At 71.4% G+C, this 17760-nt stretch carries 12 protein-coding genes; 9 read left to right on the forward strand and 3 right to left on the reverse strand.

Annotated elements, in window-relative coordinates; all coding sequences use genetic code 11:
- Positions 1-3: 3 nt before the first annotated feature.
- The gene (locus tag ACFWSK_RS19475) at positions 4-1134 is read right to left on the reverse strand and encodes a magnesium and cobalt transport protein CorA (RefSeq protein WP_383787536.1); all 1131 of its coding nucleotides are present in this window, start codon (positions 1132-1134) and stop codon (positions 4-6) included.
- 48 nt (positions 1135-1182) lie between these two features.
- Entirely contained in the window at positions 1183-1527 is a 345-nt protein-coding gene (locus ACFWSK_RS19480; RefSeq protein WP_383787539.1) for an ArsR/SmtB family transcription factor, read from the reverse strand.
- A 158-nt stretch (positions 1528-1685) separates the two neighbouring features.
- Here ACFWSK_RS19480 and ACFWSK_RS19485 point away from each other — a divergent pair, with 158 nt between their 5' ends.
- The 9 genes from ACFWSK_RS19485 (at position 1686) to ACFWSK_RS19525 (ending at position 15263) form a co-directional block, all read left to right on the forward strand.
- Positions 1686-2618 (forward strand): ketopantoate reductase family protein, encoded by a 933-nt coding sequence (locus ACFWSK_RS19485; protein ID WP_383787541.1) that lies wholly within the window; start codon positions 1686-1688, stop codon positions 2616-2618.
- 91 nt (positions 2619-2709) lie between these two features.
- Positions 2710-5409 (forward strand): SpoIIE family protein phosphatase, encoded by a 2700-nt coding sequence (locus tag ACFWSK_RS19490; protein WP_383787543.1) that lies wholly within the window; start codon positions 2710-2712, stop codon positions 5407-5409.
- Between the two features lie 194 nt (positions 5410-5603).
- Positions 5604-6437 (forward strand): M55 family metallopeptidase, encoded by an 834-nt coding sequence (locus ACFWSK_RS19495; protein WP_383787546.1) that lies wholly within the window; start codon positions 5604-5606, stop codon positions 6435-6437.
- Positions 6430-7773 carry a M20/M25/M40 family metallo-hydrolase gene (locus ACFWSK_RS19500; protein WP_383787548.1) on the forward strand — a complete coding sequence of 448 codons (1344 nt, stop codon included), beginning with the start codon at positions 6430-6432 and terminating at the stop codon, positions 7771-7773. The genes ACFWSK_RS19495 and ACFWSK_RS19500 overlap by 8 nt, the downstream gene beginning before the upstream one ends.
- 20 nt (positions 7774-7793) lie before the next feature.
- Positions 7794-9812, forward strand: coding sequence for a S9 family peptidase (locus ACFWSK_RS19505; protein WP_383787551.1), 2019 nt, complete (start codon positions 7794-7796; stop codon positions 9810-9812).
- On the forward strand, positions 9809-10753 hold the full coding sequence (locus ACFWSK_RS19510; RefSeq protein WP_383787553.1) for an LD-carboxypeptidase: 945 nt from the start codon (positions 9809-9811) through the stop codon (positions 10751-10753). The genes ACFWSK_RS19505 and ACFWSK_RS19510 overlap by 4 nt, the downstream gene beginning before the upstream one ends.
- A 177-nt stretch (positions 10754-10930) precedes the next feature.
- Positions 10931-12718, forward strand: a complete 1788-nt coding sequence (locus tag ACFWSK_RS19515) for a CocE/NonD family hydrolase (protein WP_383787555.1) — start codon at positions 10931-10933, stop codon at positions 12716-12718.
- A gap of 137 nt (positions 12719-12855) precedes the next feature.
- Complete coding sequence (locus ACFWSK_RS19520) at positions 12856-13095, forward strand: LapA family protein (protein ID WP_383787558.1); 240 nt, start codon at positions 12856-12858, stop codon at positions 13093-13095.
- A gap of 116 nt (positions 13096-13211) precedes the next feature.
- On the forward strand, positions 13212-15263 hold the full coding sequence (locus ACFWSK_RS19525) for a SpoIIE family protein phosphatase (RefSeq protein WP_383787561.1): 2052 nt from the start codon (positions 13212-13214) through the stop codon (positions 15261-15263).
- 18 nt (positions 15264-15281) lie between these two features.
- Here the strand turns inward: ACFWSK_RS19525 and ACFWSK_RS19530 are convergent, their stop codons facing one another.
- Positions 15282-17660, reverse strand: coding sequence for a glycoside hydrolase N-terminal domain-containing protein (locus tag ACFWSK_RS19530; protein WP_383787563.1), 2379 nt, complete (start codon positions 17658-17660; stop codon positions 15282-15284).
- Between the last annotated feature and the right edge of the window lie 100 nt (positions 17661-17760).

Genomic DNA, 17760 nt, shown 5'->3' on the forward strand with positions numbered 1-17760 from the left:
GCGTCAGAGCCAGCCGTTGCGGCGGAAGCCGCGGTGGATGACGAAGCAGGCGGTGGCCATGAGGCCGACGACGAACGGGTACCCGTAGGTCCACCGCAGCTCCGGCATGTAGTCGAAGTTCATGCCGTACATCCCGCAGACCATGGTGGGTACGGCGATGACGGCGGCCCACGCCGTGATCTTGCGCATGTCCTCGTTCTGGGCGACGGTCACCTGCGCCAGGTGGGCCTGGAGCACCGAGTCGAGCAGTGCGTCGAAGGAGGCGATCTGGTCCGTCGTACGGGCCAGATGCTCCGAGACATCACGGAAGTACGGCTGGAACTCCGGGCCCACCGGAGCCGAGGGCCGGGTCGCGAGGTTGTCGAGCGGCCGGCTCAGCGGCGCCACCGCCCGCTTGAACTCCATCAGTTCGCGCTTCAGCTGGTAGATGCGCCCGGCGTCGCCACGGCCCGCCTGCTCGCTGAAGACCGCGGTCTCCACCGCGTCGATGTCGTGCTGGACCGCGTCGGCGACCAGCAGGTAGTTGTCGACCACCTGGTCGGCTATCGCGTGCAGCACGGCGGCGGGCCCCTTGGCCAGCTGATCGGGCTCCGCTTCCAGCGCCTCACGGAGCGGACCGAGCGAACCATGGCTGCCGTGCCGCACCGTGATCACGAAGTCGGCCCCCGTGAAGATCATGATCTCGCCCGTGTCCACCACCTCGCTGGTGGCGGTGAGCTGCTCGTGCTCGACGTAGCCGCAGGTCTTGAAGACGGCGAACAGCATTTCCTCGTACCGCTCCACCTTGGGGCGCTGATGGGCCGTCACCGCGTCCTCGACGGCGAGCGGGTGCAGCCCGAACAGCTCGGCGAACCCGGCGAGCTCCTCGGCGGACGGCTCGTGCAGCCCGAGCCAGACGAAGCCCCGGCCGGAGCGGCGGACCCGGCGCAGCGCCTCGTCCGCCGGGCAGGCCACCGGGTGCCGGACGCCGCCCTCGTACACCACGCAGTTCACCACCGCGCTGCCCAGCGGTGAGCGCGCGGGGTGGCTGAGGTCCACTCGGGGCCGGAGGGTGCGGCGTACCGCGTGGCGTAGTTTGCGGACGATCGGCACTGCGGGCTCCTTCACGCGGCAGGGGGGCGGCCAGTGTGCCATTGGACCATCCGCCGAGGCCGGGGCGGGCGGCGTCTGCCGTGGTCCCCGTCAGCCGGGGTCGTCGGCGCGCAGTACCAGGGCGAGCAGTCCGGGGAAACGCGCCTCGAACTCCTCCCGGCGCAGCCGGTTGACGCGCTTGGGGCCCTGGTCGCGCTGCTCCACGAGGCCGGCGCCGCGCAGCACGGAGAAGTGGTGGCTGAGGGCGGCCTTGCCGACCGGCACGTCGAAGCTGCCGCAGCTCCGTGTCCACTCCTCGGACCCCGCCAACGCTCTCACCAGCTCAAGGCGTACGGGATCGGCGAGCGCGGAGAGGGCGGTAAGGAGAGGCACCTGGCCGGGTTCCGTGTGCACCGGAGCGGCGCGGTGCCCGCCGCTCTCCGTCGGGTTCGCCATGTCACGTCCCTCCTCCCCTTGCCGGGTGTTCGATGAATATCTTACAGTCCGAGTGTTCGCTTTTCGTTGAACACAGGAGGCGGGCACCCACCGCGTTCCAGGAACCCCCCATCGCGGGCTGACACCCTGCCCCCTTCGAACCGTCGAAAGGCTCACCCATGAACATCCTGGTCGTCGGCGCCGGAGCCACCGGAGGCTTCTTCGGTGCCCGTCTCGCCCGCGCGGGACAGGACGTCACCTTCCTGGTCCGCCCGGCGCGTGCCGCCGCCCTGCGCGAGCGGGGTCTGCGGATCACCGGCCTCGGTGAGGACGAGGTGATCACGCCCCGCCTGGCCACCGCCGCGGAGCTGTCCACCCCCTACGACGTCGTGCTGCTGTCGGTGAAGTCCACCGCGCTCACCCGGTCCATCGAGGACTTCGCACCCGCCGTCGGCCCTCAGACCGTGATCGTGCCCCTGCTCAACGGCATGGCCCACCTCCGGGAACTCAACGAACGCTTCGGCCCCGAGCCGGTTCTCGGGGGCGTGGCCAAGGTCGTCACCACGCTCAACAGCGACGGCGACATCGTCCGCCTCGCCCCGCCCGCCAGCCTGGCCGTCGGCGAACAGGACGGCCGTCCCTCGCCCCGCGTGGACAAGCTCGCCGCGATGCTGGTCGACGCGGGCATCGACGCGACCGCGACGGCGCACATCGTGCCGGCGATGTGGAGCAAGTGGGTCTTCATCTCCACCCTCGCCGCGCTCACCTGCCTGATGCGTGGCACCGTCGGCGAGGTCGCGGCCGTCCCCGGCGGGCCCGCGTTCGTCTCCGGGCTACTGGCCGAAGGCGCCGCCGTGGCCGACGCCGCGGGCTTCCCCGTACGGCAGCACGAGCTCGCCGCTCTGGAAGCCACACTCACCACGGCCGGGTCCCCTCTCACGGCCTCGCTGTACCGCGATGTCCTGGCAGGCCGCCCCACCGAGGCCGAGCACGTCTTCGGCGACCTGGTGGCCCGTGCCCGCGACCTCTCGGTGGACACCCCGCTCCTCGATCTGGCCGCCCTGCATCTGCGCGTCCACGAGCACCGCACGGCCACCGCCGGAAGCCGGTGAACCGCTGCCCCGGCCACAGAGCGCGACCGGGCGTCTCCCTGCGCAGTCGCGGCGGCTCGCCCAGCGCATGCGAAGGGTGTAAAAAGAGGGCATGGCCGGACGCTACGGCCGCCCGCGCTCGGTTCGCAGGATGCGGACCGTCGCCGGTCAGGTCTTTCTCCTGCAAGTGGCGATCGTGGTGCTGCTGGTCGCCGCTGCCGTGGCCGCGCTCGTGCTCCAGTCACGGACCGACAGCGAGACGGAGGCCCGCAACCGGTCCGTCGCGGTGGCCGAGACCTTCGCCAACGCGCCGGGTACCGCGGCTGCGATGAAGAGCCCCGATCCGACCGCGCTGCTCCAGCCGAGCGCCGAGGAAGCCCGAAAAGGCTCCGGGGTCGACTTCATCGTCGTACTGAACACCGATGGCATCCGCTACACCCACCCGCTGCCCGACCGCATCGGCAAGAAATTCGTCGGCAACGTCGAGCCGGCCCTGCGTGGCGGCATCGTCGTCGAGCGGATCACCGGAACCATCGGGCCGCTCGTGCAGGCCGTGGTGCCGATCGTCGACCGGGACGGCACCGTCGTGGGTCTGGTCTCCGCCGGGATCACCATCGAACGCGTGAGCGGCGTCGTCGAGGACCAGTTCCCCCTGCTGTTCGGCTCCGCCGCCGGAATCCTGCTTCTCGCCACGGGCGGCACCGCGCTCGTCAGCCGCCGCCTGCGCCGCCAGACGCACGGCCTCGGACCCACCGAGATGACCCGGATGTACGAGCATCACGACGCCGTCCTCCACGCCGTACGGGAAGGCGTCGTCATCATCGGCGGCGACGGCCGGCTCCTGCTCGCCAACGACGAGGCGCGCAAGCTGCTGGTCCTGCCGCCGGACGTGGAAGGGCGCACGGTCCCCGAGCTGGGCCTCGACCCGGTCACCACGGAGCTGCTCGACTCGGGCCGCACCGTGACCGACGAGCTGCACCCGGTCGGCGGCCGCCTGCTCGCCGTCAACCAGAGGTCGACGGACAAGAACGGCGGACCGCCCGGCAGCGTGACGACCCTGCGCGACACCACCGAGCTGCGCGCCCTGACGGGCCGGGCCGATGTGGCGCGCGGACGGCTGAACCTGCTCTACGAGGCCGGGGCGGAGATCGGCACCACCCTCGACGTGGTGCGCACCTGCGAGGAACTCGCGAGCTTCGCCGCCGGCCGTTTCGCCGACCTCGCCACCGTCGACGTCGTCGAGGACGTGCTCCAGGGCGAGGAGCCGGCCCCCATCCGCGGGGGCACCGAGATGCGGCGCACGGCCCTCAGCGGCGAACGCGGGGACATGGGGCTGCAGCCTGTCGGTTCGACCCTCCGGTTCATGCCGACCACCCCCACGGGGTCAGGACTGGGACGAGGCGAGGCCGTACTCGAAACGGATCTGGCGGACTTCGCCGGGTGGCAGGAGCAGGACCCCGAGCGGGCCCGGAGGCTCGTCGACAACGGCGTCCACTCCAAGATCGCGGTACCGCTGCGGGCCCGCGGCGCCGTCCTGGGCGTCGCGATGTTCTGGCGCTCGGACAACCCCGCACCCTTCGACGAGGAGGACCTCTCCCTCGCCGAGGAACTGGTGGCCCGCGCCGCCGTCAGCATCGACAACGCCCGCCGCTACTCGCGCGAGCACACCATGGCCGTGACCCTGCAGCGCAGCCTGCTGCCGCACGGCCTCCCCGAACAGAACGCCCTCGACGTCGCCTACCGCTACCTGCCAGCACACGCCGGGCGCGGCGGCGTCGGCGGCGACTGGTTCGACATCATCCCGCTGCCCGGCGCACGGGTCGCGCTCGTGGTGGGCGACGTGGTGGGCCACGGACTCCACGCGGCCGCCACCATGGGACGGCTGCGCACGGCGGTCCACAACTTCTCCACCCTGGACCTCCCGCCCGGCGAGATCCTCTGGCACCTGGACGAACTGGTCGCCCGCATCGACCAGGACGAGGCGTTCGAACCCTACGAGGCGGCGGTCACGGGAGCCACCTGCCTCTACGCGATCTACAACCCGGTCTCCGGACGCTGCACCATGGCCCGGGCCGGCCACCTCCAGCCGGTGATCGTCCAGCGGGACGGCACCGCCGAGCTCGCCGACGTGCCGGGCGGCCCGCCGCTGGGGCTCGGCGGCCTGCCCTTCGAAACCCTCGACGTACTGCTCCCCGAGGGCAGCGAACTGGTGCTCTACACGGACGGGCTCGTCGAGGACCGCCGTCGTGACATCGACGAAGGACTGGAGCTGCTGCGCCGCACCCTCGCCGAGCACGCGGCCGAGCCGCCGGAGCAGACCTGCGAGGCCGTCGTCCGAAGGCTGGTGAGCGACCCGGCCCGCGACGACATCGCACTGCTCGTCGGCCGTACGCACAGGCTCGACGCGGATGACATGGCCGACTGGGACGTACAGTCCGATCCTTCGGCGGTGTCCGTGGTGCGGGCCGATGTGTCCCGCAAGCTGGCCGAGTGGGGGCTGACCGAGGAGTCCTTCACCACCGAGCTGATCCTGAGCGAGCTGGTCACCAACGCCATCCGCCACGCGGCCGGTCCCATCCGCGTACGGCTGATCCGTGACCGAGCGCTGATCTGCGAGGTCTCCGACCACAGCAGCACCTCGCCCCACCTGCGGCAGGCGGCCACCACGGACGAAGGGGGCCGCGGACTGTTCCTCGTCGCCCAGTTCGCCGACCGGTGGGGGACCCGTTACACCGACGACGGCAAGGTCATCTGGACGGAACAGACGCTTGCGGCGGCTCCTCCACCACCGCACATCCGACGGGAGGTATGAGCGCCGCATCTGCGGGCCGGGGCCGAAGCGAGTTTCCCCGGTCGATGTGACCGAGGCCGGCGCCTGAAACGGACGGGACCGACGGGGCCGACGGGAGTTCGAGGCCCCGCGCGACGGATCTCGTCACAGGACTGGACCATTAAACCTTCCTGTGGTTCTGGTCCGGCCGTTCGGCGACGCGTAACGTGACGCCGATGAAGATCCTCATCAGCGCGGACATGGAGGGCGCCACGGGAGTCACGTGGCCCGCCGATGTGCTGCCCGGAACTCCGCAGTGGGAGCGGTGCCGCTCCATGTTCACCTCCGACGTGAACGCGGCCGCCCTCGGCTTCTACGACGGCGGCGCCGACGAGGTGCTCATCAACGAAGCCCACTGGAGCATGCGCAACCTGCTCCTGGAGCGGCTCGACGAGCGGGTGCAGATGCTCACGGGCAAGCACAAGTCCCTCTCCATGGTCGAGGGCATCCAGCACGGGGACGTCGACGCCGTCGCGTTCGTCGGCTATCACACCGGGGCCGGTACGGAGGGCGTGCTCGCCCACACCTACCTCGCCAACTCCATCACCGGGGTCTGGCTCAACGGGGTCCGCGCGAGCGAGGGGCTGCTCAACGCACACGTCGCCGCCGAGTACGGCGTGCCCGTCGTCCTCGTCACCGGGGACGACCTGACCTGCGTCGACGCCGACGGGTACGCGCCCGCCGCCCGCAAGGTCGCGGTGAAGGACTACGTGTCGCGGTACGCGGCGGTGTGCCGCACCCCGGCCCGTACCGCCGCCGACATCAGGGCAGCGGCCGAGGCCGCCACCGGACTCGCCGTGCGTCACGAGCCGGTGACAGGCGGCTCCTTCACGGTGGAGCTGGAGTTCGACGCCGAGCATCTGGCCGCGGCCGCCACCGTCGTACCCGGCGTGGCTCCCAGCGGTGAGCGGCGCGTCGCCTACATGAGCGAGACGATGTACGAAGGTATTCGCACGTTCAAGGCGGTGACGACCATCGTGTCGTCCGCCGTGGAGGAACAATATGGCTGAGGCGATCAGCCCGCTCGGTCCGGTGGACGAGCAGGCACTCGAGGAATCGGTGACGTTCACCTCCGAACTGATCCGGATCGACACCACCAACCGGGGCGACGGCAGCTGCCAGGAGCGTCCGGCCGCCGAGTACGTGGCCGAGCGGCTGGCGGCCGCCGGGCTGGAGCCTGCTCTCCTGGAGCGCACGCCCGGACGCACCAACGTGGTCGCCCGCATCGAGGGCACCGACCCGTCCGCCGACGCCCTCCTCGTCCACGGACACCTCGACGTGGTACCGGCCGAAAGCGCCGAATGGACCGTGCACCCCTTCTCCGGGGAGGTCCGCGACGGCGTCGTCTGGGGCCGCGGGGCCGTCGACATGAAGAACATGGACGCGATGGTCCTCTCCGTCGTACGCGCCTGGGCACGCGCCGGAGTCCGCCCCCGCCGCGACATCGTCATCGCGTACACCGCCGACGAGGAGGCCAGCGCCGAGGACGGCTCCGGCTTCCTCGTCGACGCTCACGCCGGCCTCTTCGACGGCTGCACCGAAGGCATCAGCGAGTCCGGGGCCTTCACCTTCCACGCGGGTGAGGGAATGTCCCTCTACCCGATCGCCGCAGGCGAACGCGGCACCGGCTGGCTCAAGCTGACCGCCGAGGGCAAGGCGGGACACGGCTCCAAGGTCAACCGGGCCAACGCCGTCACCACCCTGGCCTCGGCCGTCGCCCGGATCGGGGCGCACCCGTGGCCGGTACGGCTCACGCCGACCGTCCGGGCCGCCCTCACCGAGATCGCCGCGCTGCACGGCATCCCCGTCGACACCGAGGCCCCCGGGTTCGACGTCGACGAACTGCTGGGCAAGCTGGGACCGGCCGCCGCACTCGTCGAGCCCACCGTCCGCAACAGCAGCAACCCGACGATGCTGGACGCCGGATACAAGGTCAACGTGATCCCGGGCCGTGCCACCGCCTTCATCGACGGCCGGATGCTGCCCGGCGGCGAGGACGAGTTCCACGAGACCCTGGACCGGCTGACCGGACCCGGCGTCTCCTGGGAGTTCCACCACCGCGAGGTCCCGCTCCAGGCCCCGGTCGACTCACCCACGTTCGCCAGACTGCGAGCCGCGGTCGAACGCTTCGACCCGGACGGCCACGTCGTGCCCTACTGCATGTCCGGCGGCACGGACGCCAAGCAGTTCTCCCGGCTCGGCATCACCGGCTACGGCTTCTCGCCGCTGAAGCTGCCCGTCGGCTACGACTACCAGGCCATGTTCCACGGCGTCGACGAGCGCGTCCCGGTCGACGCGCTGCACTTCGGCGTCCGCGTCCTCGACCACTACCTGCGCACCGCCTGACCCGATACGGGGGGAAACACATGGTCACCACAGCGCCCTACGGAAGCTGGCCGTCGCCGATCGACGCGGCACTCGCCGCCTCGCACGACGGCCGCCCCGAGTTCGTCGGCACCGTCGGCGACGAGGTCTGGTGGACGGAGCCGCGCCCGGCCGAAGGCGGCCGCCGCGCCCTGGTCCGCCGCCGCGCGGACGGCACCACCACGTCCGCGCTGCCCGCACCCTGGAACGCCCGAAGCCGCGTCATCGAGTACGGCGGACAGCCCTGGGCCGGCGCCGAGCGCTCCGAAGGCGGCCCGCTGATCGTCTTCGTCCACTTCGACGACCAGCGGCTGTACGCGTACGAACCTGACGGCCCCGGCGACCCCTGGCCGCTCACCCCCGTGTCCGACGTCGGTGACGGGCTGCGCTGGGCCGATCCGCAGCTCCGCCCGGTCCGTACGGAGAGCGGCGCTCAGGGCGAAGTCTGGTGCGTCATGGAGGAGTTCACGGGCGGGGCGCCCACCGATGTGCGCCGGGCGATCGTGGCCGTGCCGCTGGACGGCTCGGCCGCCGATGACCGCGGCGCCGTACGGGAACTCTCCGGTGACCGGCACCGGTTCGTCACCGGGCCGAAGGTCTCGCACGACGGACGGCGGGCGGCCTGGATCGCCTGGGACCACCCGCAGATGCCGTGGGACGGCACGGTGGTGATGGTCGCGGACATCACCGACGAGGACACCTTCACCGGTATCCACCCGCTCGTCGGCGGCACCGACGAATCCGTCTGCCAGGTCGAGTGGGACCGCGACGGCTCGCTGCTGTTCGTCTCCGACGTCAGCGGCTGGTGGGAGCTCCAGCGCATCCGCCCGGACGCCCCGGCCGGCTCCGTCGTGCCGGGCAGCAGGCTCTGCGGCGGCCGGAGCGAGGAGTTCGGCGGCCCCTTGTGGCGGATCGGGCTGCGCTGGTTCCAGCTCCTGGACAACGGACTGATCGCCGTAATCCACGGCAAGGGCACCACCCGGCTCGGGGTGCTCGACCCGGAGACCGGTGAGATCGCCGATGTGGCCGGCCCCTGGACCGCCTGGGGCGCGACGCTCGCGGTGCAGGACAGCAGGGTCATCGGCATCGCCGCCAGTCCGCACTCCGCCGCCGAGGTGGTCGAGCTGGACACCGCCGACGGGCACACCCGGATCATCGGTGCCCACCACCGCGACGCCGTCGATCCCGCGTACTACTCGCAGCCGCAGGAACGCACGTTCACCGGACCCGACGGCCGCGAGATCCACGCCCACGTCCACCCGCCGCACCACCCCGACCACACCGGCCCGGAGAGCGAGAAGCCCCCTTACGTGATCTGGGCGCACGGCGGCCCCACCGGGCACACCCCGCTCGTACTCGACCTGGAGATCGCCTACTTCACCTCCCGCGGCATCGGGGTCGCCGAGGTCAACTACGGCGGTTCCACCGGATACGGCCGTGCCTACCGCGAACGGCTCCGCGAACAGTGGGGCGTCGTGGACGTCGAGGACTGCGCCGCCGTCGCCGAGGCGCTGGCGGCCGAGGGCGCGGCCGACCGCGACCGGCTGGCCGTACGCGGCGGCAGCGCCGGCGGCTGGACCACGGCGGCCTCCCTGACCGGCACCGACGTCTACGCCTGCGGGACGATCCTGTACCCCATCCTCGATCTGGCGGGCTGGGCCACCGACGAGACCCATGACTTCGAGTCGCAGTACCTGGAATCGCTCGTCGGCCCGTTCGCCGAGGTACCGGAGCGCTATCACGAGCGGTCGCCGATGCACCGCACGGACCGGCTCACCGTCCCGTTCCTGCTGCTCCAGGGCCTTGACGACGTGATCTGTCCGCCCGTGCAGAGCGAACGGTTCCTGGCCGCGCTGGAGGGCCGGGCCGTCCCGCACGCGTATCTCGCCTTCGAGGGGGAGAGTCATGGATTCCGGCGCGCGGACACCCTGATCCGGGCGCTGGAGGCCGAACTCTCCCTGTACTCCCAGACGTTCGGCCTCGACCGCACCGACGTACCGCGACTGGAGCTCCACAAGTGACGCTCAAGCCCCTCACCCGGCCCGCCCGGCTGCGGCCGGGTGCCAGGGTCGCCGTCGTGGCCCCCAGCGGACCCGTACCCGCCGAGCGGCTCGACGCAGGGCTCGACCTGCTGCGGGGCTGGGACCTGGAGCCGGTCGTGGCACCCCACGTGCTCGACGCCCACCCGGAGCTGGACTACCTGGCCGGTACGGACGAGGACCGCGCCCGGGACCTCCAGGACGCCTGGTGCGACCCGTCCGTGGACGCCGTGGTGTGCGCCCGCGGGGGATACGGGGCCCACCGCATGGTCGACCTGCTGGACTGGACCGCCATGCGGGCGGCCGGAGCCAAGGTGTTCGTCGGTTACAGCGACATCACCGCGCTCCACGAGGCGTTCGCCGTGCGGACGGGGCTCTCCACCCTGCACGGCCCGATGGTCGCCACCGAGACCTTCCTCAAGGACGCCCCGACCCAGGAGCACCTGCGCGCCACCCTCTTCGAGCCGGAGTCGGTCCGCACCCTCGGCCTGGGGTCGGCGGCCGCGCTGGTCCCGGGCCGCTCCCGGGGCATCACGTACGGCGGCTGCGTCAGCCTGCTCGCGGCCGACATCGGGGCCGCGCACGCCCGGAGATCGGCGCGGGGCGGACTGCTGGTGATGGAGGACGTGGGCGAGGACCCGTACAGGCTCGACCGCATCCTCACCCAACTGCTGCGTACCGGCGCGCTCGACGGGATTTCCGGTGTGGCGTGCGGGTCCTGGGAGAACTGCGGGCCGTACGAGCAGGTGCGGGCCGTGCTCGCCGACCGGCTGGGTGGCCTGGGCATACCGGTCGTCGAGGAACTGGGCTTCGGCCACAGCCCGTCGGCGCTGACCATTCCACTCGGGGTGCCCGCCGTGCTGGACGCGCCGACGGACGGCAGCCGGTGCACGCTCACCGTCGAGGTGCCCGCACTCGTCTGAGTTCCCCGGCGGGCGCGTTCCCTGGCCGGGGGAATTCCCTCAGGGGGTGAATTCTCCCGGCGGGTGCAGAAGTTGAGCAAGATTCAGGAAACGCTGTCCTGAGCGTTGACACGCCTATGACGCCTGTCACAGCATGAGCGCGGCCCGGTGCCTACCGGTCGGTAAGGTGTCCTCGGTGTGGAGGTCTTCGTGTCAGGTGCTGTCTCCAGGTTCCGCAAGCCACTTGTCCTCGCAGCGGGAGCGGCGCTGGCCGCGCCCCTCGCCTTCGCCGGCCAGGCCCGGGCCGATACGGCGCAATTCACCGTCACCCCACTGAAGTTCACCGTCACGGCGGGCGACCGCTCCTGCACCGTCGACGCCGACCTCTACCGCCCCGCAGGCGTCGACGCCGCGAATCCGGCCCCCGCCGTCCTCGCCACCAACGGCTTCGGCGGCAGCAAGTCCGACGGGTCGACCGACGCCATCGGCAGGGCCTTCGCCGCGCGCGGCTACGTCGGCCTCGTCTACTCCGGACTCGGCTTCGGGAAGTCCGGCTGCCTCATCACCCTCGACGACCCGGCCGTCGACGGCGAGGCCGCCTCCGGTCTCCTCGACTTCCTGGCCGGGTCCCGCGCCGCCGACGACGGAACCAAGGCCGACTACGTCACCCAGGACGGGGCGGGCGATCCGCGCGTCGGCATGATCGGCGGTTCCTACGGCGGGGCGGTCCAGCTGGCCACCGCGGCCGTCGACCGCCGGGTCGACGCCCTCGTCCCGCTCATCACCTGGAACGACCTGGGGTACGCGCTCGCCCCCAACAACACCGGTGCGCGCAACGGAGTCTCCTCCGACACCCCCGGTGTCTTCAAGTGGCAGTGGACCAACGGCTTCTACCTGATGGGGGAGGGGCAGACGCTGCTCAACGCCGGCCTCGACCCGTCCAGGTTCGGCAGCCTCACCTGTCTCCACTTCGCGGCGCAGGCGTGCGAGACCATCCGGCTGCTGAACTCCGGGCGCTACCCCAAGGACGAGGCGGACGCGATGCTCGCCTACGCGCGCGGCGTCTCGCCGGTCTCGTACCTCGGCCGCGTCAAGGCGCCGACCCTCATCGTGCAGGGCCAGGCCGACAGCCTGTTCAACCTGAACGAGGCCACCGCCACGTACAAGACCCTCAAGGCACAGGGCACCACGACCAAGATGATCTGGCAGTCGTGGGGGCACAGCGGCGGCCAGGTGCCCGGTGAACTGAACCTCACCGAAGGGAATCTGGAGACCAGCTACGTCGGACAGCGCGTGCTCGCCTGGTTCGACCGCTACCTCCGGAAGCAGAACACCGACACCGGTCCCGCCTTCGCCTACTACCGCGACTGGCAGAGCGGTTACGGCACCGCGGGCGCCGTGCCGGCCCTCTCGCGGACGATGTACCTCTCCGGCGACGGCAAGCTGGTCGACAATCGTTCCAAGGTCGCCCGGGGCAGTCGCCAGTACAGCAACTGGCTGGTGCCGACCAGCCACTCAGAAAGCTCGCTGGCCGGTCTGATCGGACTGCCCGACCGCGCGCCGTACGACACCAGGGGCACCTACCTCGGCTGGACCAGCGCACCGCTGCCGGCGCCCGTCGATGTCGTCGGCGCACCGAAGGCCACCCTGAAGGTGGTGTCGCCGAAGACGGAGCGCGTCCAGAACAGCGGCGACGCCTCCGACAAGCTGGTCCTGTTCGCGAAGGTCTACGACGTGGCGCCGGACGGCAGCAGGAAGCTGGTGAACCGGCTGGTCTCCCCGGTGCGCGTCCCCGACGTCACCCGCCCCTTCACGGTGGAACTGCCGGGCATCGTGCACCGGTACGAGACGGGGCACCGGCTCGAATTCGTGATCGCGGCGAGCGACACGGCGTACTTCGGCAACCGGGGCATCAAGCCGGTGACCGTCGTCAGCGCCCCCGAGGACACCGGTGTGCTGGAACTTCCGGTGGTCCCGGCCGGCTGACCGGCCGGGCACGGGACTGTCCGCGCTGTCACTCGTATGGCGGTATCCCGCTGCCCCCGGACCCGGGCTGGAGCCACTCTGGGAACCGGGGGCGGCTGCGGGGTGCCGCAGACGAGGCTCCAGCGAAAGGCCGGACCATGAGTCCCAAGGACGTATCGAGCGGCGACAGGTCCGGTAAGGGCCTGTTCATCCCGGCACGGATCGCCGTCATCGTCGTGGCGGTGCTGGCGATCGTCTTCATCTGTGTGAACACCGGGGACGTCACCATCCGCCTGTGGATTCCCAAGGTCACGATGCCGCTGTGGCTCGCCCTGCTGGGAGTCTTCCTGGCCGGGGCGATCTGCGGAGGCTACGTGTTCCGCCGCCGGACCAGGTGACGGCGGACGCGTGTGCCCCGTACCGGCGACCGCGCGCCGGGCACCCCGCAAAGTTATGCTCAGGACAGCATCTGGAGCAGCAGCCACGGTGAGACCGGCCCCTGCGGAGCGTACGCATGGCAGCACGTGATCGACCGGACATCGGTGCGGAGGAGCGGCTCGCCCTTAACCGCATGGGCACGTTCGACTGGGACATGGAACGGTCCACGCTCATGTTCGACGAGGGCGGCCTGGCCGTCTTCGATCTGCGCCCGGACGAGTTCGACGGCATGGCCGATGCGTTGATCCGGCGCGTGCCCCCCGAGGAGTGCGCCCGGCTCGAAACGGTGCTGAGCAAGGCCGTGGAGGCCGGGAAGTCGTCCTACGGCGGCTACTTCCAGATCCGGCGCCGCGACGGCCTGCGGCAGTGGACGCACGTGCGCGGCCACATCGTCCGTGACGAGGAGGGCGTGCCCTTCCGCATCCTCGGCATCGTACGGAACGCGACGACGGACATGTCCGAGTTCAGCGTGGTCAGCCCGCTCGAAGCGGGCCGGCAGCGCATGACCGCCATGGTCCAGGGCACCACCGATGCGCTCTCGCAGGCGGTGACCGTCGAGGACGTCACCGCCGTCCTGACCGGCACCGGTGGGATGGAGCGTTTCGGCGCCGACGGACTGGTCCTGGGGCTCGTGGAAGGCAGCGACCTCAAGCTCGTCGGCCTCGCCGGCGAACCGATGTCGATCCTCGACGAACTCAAGCTCGACCACGTCGACCACTCCCTGCCGCTCGCCGAGGCCGTCCTCACCCAGCAACCGCGCTTCGTGGCCTCGCTGCCCGAGCTGGCTGACCGCTTCCCACGCCTGGGCCCCTACATCCGGCGGCGCCGCCTCGACGCGGCGGCCTTCCTGCCGCTGGTGGCCCAGGCCCGCTCCATCGGCGGGCTGGGGCTCTTCTTCCGCGACCGCACCGAATTCTCGGCCGAGGACCGCAACCTGTGCATCGGCCTGGCGGGCATCGTCGGACAGTCCCTGCAACGGGCCATCCTCTTCGACGAGGAGCGGAAGTTCGCGACCGACCTGCAGTCCTCCATGCTGCCGCGGCACATCCCCGACGTCGAGGGAGCCGAGATCGCGGTGCGCTACCGGACGGCATGGAGCGGCCGGGACGTGGGTGGTGACTGGTACGACGTGATCGTGCTGCCCAGGGGGCGCATCGGTCTCGTCGTCGGCGACGTGCAGGGCCACGACACCCACGCCGCGGCCATCATGGGCCAGCTCCGCATAGCCCTGCGCGCCTACGCGGCCGAGGGCCACACCCCCGCCACCGTGCTGTCACGCGCCTCACGCTTCCTGGCGGAGCTCGACACCGAGCGCTTCGCCACGTGTACGTACGCGCAGGTCGACCTCGCCACGGGGGCCGTGAAGGCGGTACGGGCGGGGCACCTGGGGCCGATGGTCCGGCACACCGACGGCCGGATCGGCTGGCCGCGGCTGCGCGGCGGGCTTCCGCTGGGGCTGGCGACGGTCTTCGCGGACGACGAGTACCCCGAGACGCGCCTCGACCTGGTGCCCGGCGAGACCGTCATCCTGTGCACCGACGGACTCGTGGAGGAACCCGGCCTCGACATCGAGGTGGGGCTCGACGCCCTGGCCGAGGCCGTGCGTACCGGCCCCGCGGAGGCGGAAGCGCTAGCCGATCATGTGACGGAGGGGCTGTGGGGGCGGGCGAAGTCGGGCGACGACATCGCCCTGCTGGTCCTGCGCCGGAACCCGGACGTGGGGACGGCGCAGGCGCCGCGCGTCCACCAGTACATCCACCAGGCGGACCCCGAGGGGCTGGCGGACGCCCGCGCCGCCCTGCGGCACAGCCTCGATCACTGGGGGCTGGGCATACTCGCCGACGACGTGGAGGTGGCGGCGGGCGAACTGCTGGGGAACGTGCTCCTGCACACGGAGGGTGGCGCGGTCGTCACCCTGGAGGTGCTGCTGGAACCGGACCGGCGGGTCCGGCTCTGGGTCAACGACCGCTCCAGCGTCCGGCCCCACCGGCGTACGCCGGGCGAGGCGGCGACCTCCGGAAGAGGGCTGATGATGATCGAGGCGGTCGCCGATCGCTGGGGCGTCGAGCCCCGGGGCGAGGGCAAGGCGGTGTGGTGCGATTTCGTGCCGCCCGGCGCGGAGGACTGACGGCACGAAGCGGCGGGATCACGCGGCCTGCGCGGTAATCCGGTACTCCTCGCCCGCATCCGTCGGCAGGACCAGCACGCCGTCCCGCACCGTGTGGTCGGCGGGCCGCCCGTCCGACCGCTCGACGCGGAACGGTCCGGCGACGAGCGGGCTCCGCAGCCGCGCCGTCACTCCGCTGCCCGACACGATCCGGATCTCCGTCGCCGCGCCCTGCCGCCAGGCCACGCCCACCGTGAAGTCGCCCCGTGCGCGCAGCCCGTCGTACGAGCCCTCCCCGGCCCAGCGTCCGGGCAGCGCGGGCAGGACGTCCACGACGCCGCTGCGGCTGTGGCTCTGCAGGAGCATCTCCGCGATCCCTGCCGTGGCACCGAAGTTGCCGTCGATCTGGAACGGCGGATGGGTGTCCCAGAGGTTGGGCAGGGTGCTGGACCTCAGCTGCTCGGCGAGCATCTTCGCGGCATGGTCGCCGTCGCCCAGCCGCGCCCAGAAGTTGATCTTCCACGCCTTGGACCAGCCGGTTCCGCCGTCACCGCGTGCCGTCAGCGAGACACGGGCCGCCTGTGCGCCCGCCGAACCGCGCTCGATCTGCCGGCCGGGGTGCAGGGCGAAGAGGTGCGAGGCGTGCCGGTGGGTGTCGGCCGGGTCGTCGAAGTCGTCCTTCCACTCCTGGAGCTGTCCCCAGGAACCGATCCGCAGCCCAGGGTCCACCGCGTCGAGCGCCGCCTTCAGCTCCGTACGGAACTCGTCGTCGCCGCCCAGGACTTCGGCCGCCTCCAGGGTGTTCGTCAGCAGGTCGGACACGATCTGCTGGGAGATCGACGCGCCCGCCGTGAACGCCCCCTGCTCGGGCGAGTAGCTGGGCGAGACCACCAGGGTCGCGTCACGCGGATCGGTGTGCAGGTTCGCCAGCCAGAAGCGGGCCGCCTCCTTCATCGCGGGATAGGCGCGGGTGCGGAGGAAGTCCTCGTCGTGGTGGAACAGGTAGTGCTCATAGAGCTGTTGGACCAGCCAGCCGTTGGCCTCCGGCATCCAGAAGGACGTGGGCCAGTCGTGCACCCCGGTGAAACCGAAGGAGTTGGTGTTCTGGTGGACCACCCAGCCGCTGGTGCCGAACATGGACTCGGCGGTCCTGCGTCCCGGCTGGCGCAGCTGCTCGATGAACCGCTGGTACGGCTCCGCGGTCTCCGCCAGATTCGTCGGCTCGGCCGGCCAGTAGTTCATCTGGATGTTGATGTTGGTGTGGTAATCCCCGCACCACGGAGGGGTGTTGGAGTTGTTCCACACGCCCTGAAGGTTCGCGGGAAGCGATCCGGGGCGTGAGGAGGCGATGAGCAGATAGCGGCCGTAGCCGAAGTAGAGGGCCTCCAGCGCACGGTCGGCGGAGGAGTCGCCGCCCGTGTACGAGCCGAGCAGCCGGTCGGTGGGCACGTCCGGCATCCGCCCGCCGAGATCCAGCCTCGCCCGGTCGAACAGGGCGCGGTGGTCGGCGACATGGGCGGCCCGCAGTGCCTCGTACGGCTGCGCCGCGGCGCTGTCCACGATGGCCGTCACGCGGGCGTGCGGGTCGGCGCCCCGGTAATCCGGGTAGCTGTCGGCGTAGTCGGTTCCGGCGGAGAGGACGAACGTGGCGCTGTCCGCGCCGGTCACGGTGATCCGGCCGTCGCCGTCGGTCCGGGTCCCGCCGTCGTGGAGAACCTGCACCTGGCCCTCGTACACGAGACCGTTGTCGGCGAGCGCGCCCCGGATCACCAGCCGTCCGCCCTCGGCCGTCACGAGGGCGCCGTCCCGCGCCGCGGTGAAGCCCAGGGTGAACGAGATCCGGCCCGGCCGGTCGGCGGCGAGGCGGCCGGCGACCACCTGGGCGGGGTGACTTGCGAAGTACTCACGGCTGAACCGCGCTTCGCCGCCCGTCGGCCCCTCGCCCTCGCCCTCACGCGCGTCCCCGTAGGAGACCGTGGCCAGCGCCTGAGTGAGGTCGAGGCCGCGTCGGTAGCCGACGGGGGAGGCGGGCGCGTCCGGCACGTCGAGGACGAGTTCGCCGAAGTTCTGGTAGTTGCCGAAGCCGGGGATCCCGTCCGTGCTCGCGTAAGCCGGATTGCCGAGCCGCCCGGCCACGTCCTCGGGGTCCATCGCCCCGTTCTCGTCGATGATCCGCCGCACCTCGGCGAGCGCGTCCGGCCGGGGCGCGGGCCAGTTCCCGTGGTCGTACCCCTCCTTGCTGCCCGGGCCGCCGGTCCACAGCGACTTCTCGTTGAGCTGGAGCCGCTCGCGGGCCACGCCGCCGAAGACCACGGCGCCCAGTGCTCCGTTGCCGACGGGCAGCGCCTCGCGCTCCCAGTCGGTCGCGGGCCTGTCGTAGCGGAGCGTCTGCCCGGCGGCGGTGTGCGTGCGTGACATGAACGGTCCCTCGTCTTTGCTTGTCGTGGATCTCAGGGCTCGCGGCCAGAGATCGGATGACTCATGACGTGAACCATAGAAGTGTGGCGTCGGCACGGCA

The sequence above is a fragment of the Streptomyces sp. NPDC058620 genome, assembly GCF_042717135.1.
Taxonomy (GTDB): domain Bacteria; phylum Actinomycetota; class Actinomycetes; order Streptomycetales; family Streptomycetaceae; genus Streptomyces.

Excerpts from the sequence above, each read along its gene's own strand:
- ACFWSK_RS19530 (WP_383787563.1), bottom strand. The coding sequence starts at position 17,660 with ATGTCACGCACGCACACCGCCGCCGGGCAGACGCTCCGCTACGACAGG.
- ACFWSK_RS19490 (WP_383787543.1), top strand. The coding sequence starts at position 2,710 with ATGGCCGGACGCTACGGCCGCCCGCGCTCGGTTCGCAGGATGCGGACC.
- ACFWSK_RS19505 (WP_383787551.1), top strand. The coding sequence starts at position 7,794 with ATGGTCACCACAGCGCCCTACGGAAGCTGGCCGTCGCCGATCGACGCG.
- ACFWSK_RS19500 (WP_383787548.1), top strand. The coding sequence starts at position 6,430 with ATGGCTGAGGCGATCAGCCCGCTCGGTCCGGTGGACGAGCAGGCACTC.
- ACFWSK_RS19525 (WP_383787561.1), top strand. The coding sequence starts at position 13,212 with ATGGCAGCACGTGATCGACCGGACATCGGTGCGGAGGAGCGGCTCGCC.
- ACFWSK_RS19475 (WP_383787536.1), bottom strand. The coding sequence starts at position 1,134 with ATGGCACACTGGCCGCCCCCCTGCCGCGTGAAGGAGCCCGCAGTGCCG.
- ACFWSK_RS19495 (WP_383787546.1), top strand. The coding sequence starts at position 5,604 with ATGAAGATCCTCATCAGCGCGGACATGGAGGGCGCCACGGGAGTCACG.
- ACFWSK_RS19520 (WP_383787558.1), top strand. The coding sequence starts at position 12,856 with ATGAGTCCCAAGGACGTATCGAGCGGCGACAGGTCCGGTAAGGGCCTG.
- ACFWSK_RS19485 (WP_383787541.1), top strand. The coding sequence starts at position 1,686 with ATGAACATCCTGGTCGTCGGCGCCGGAGCCACCGGAGGCTTCTTCGGT.
- ACFWSK_RS19480 (WP_383787539.1), bottom strand. The coding sequence starts at position 1,527 with ATGGCGAACCCGACGGAGAGCGGCGGGCACCGCGCCGCTCCGGTGCAC.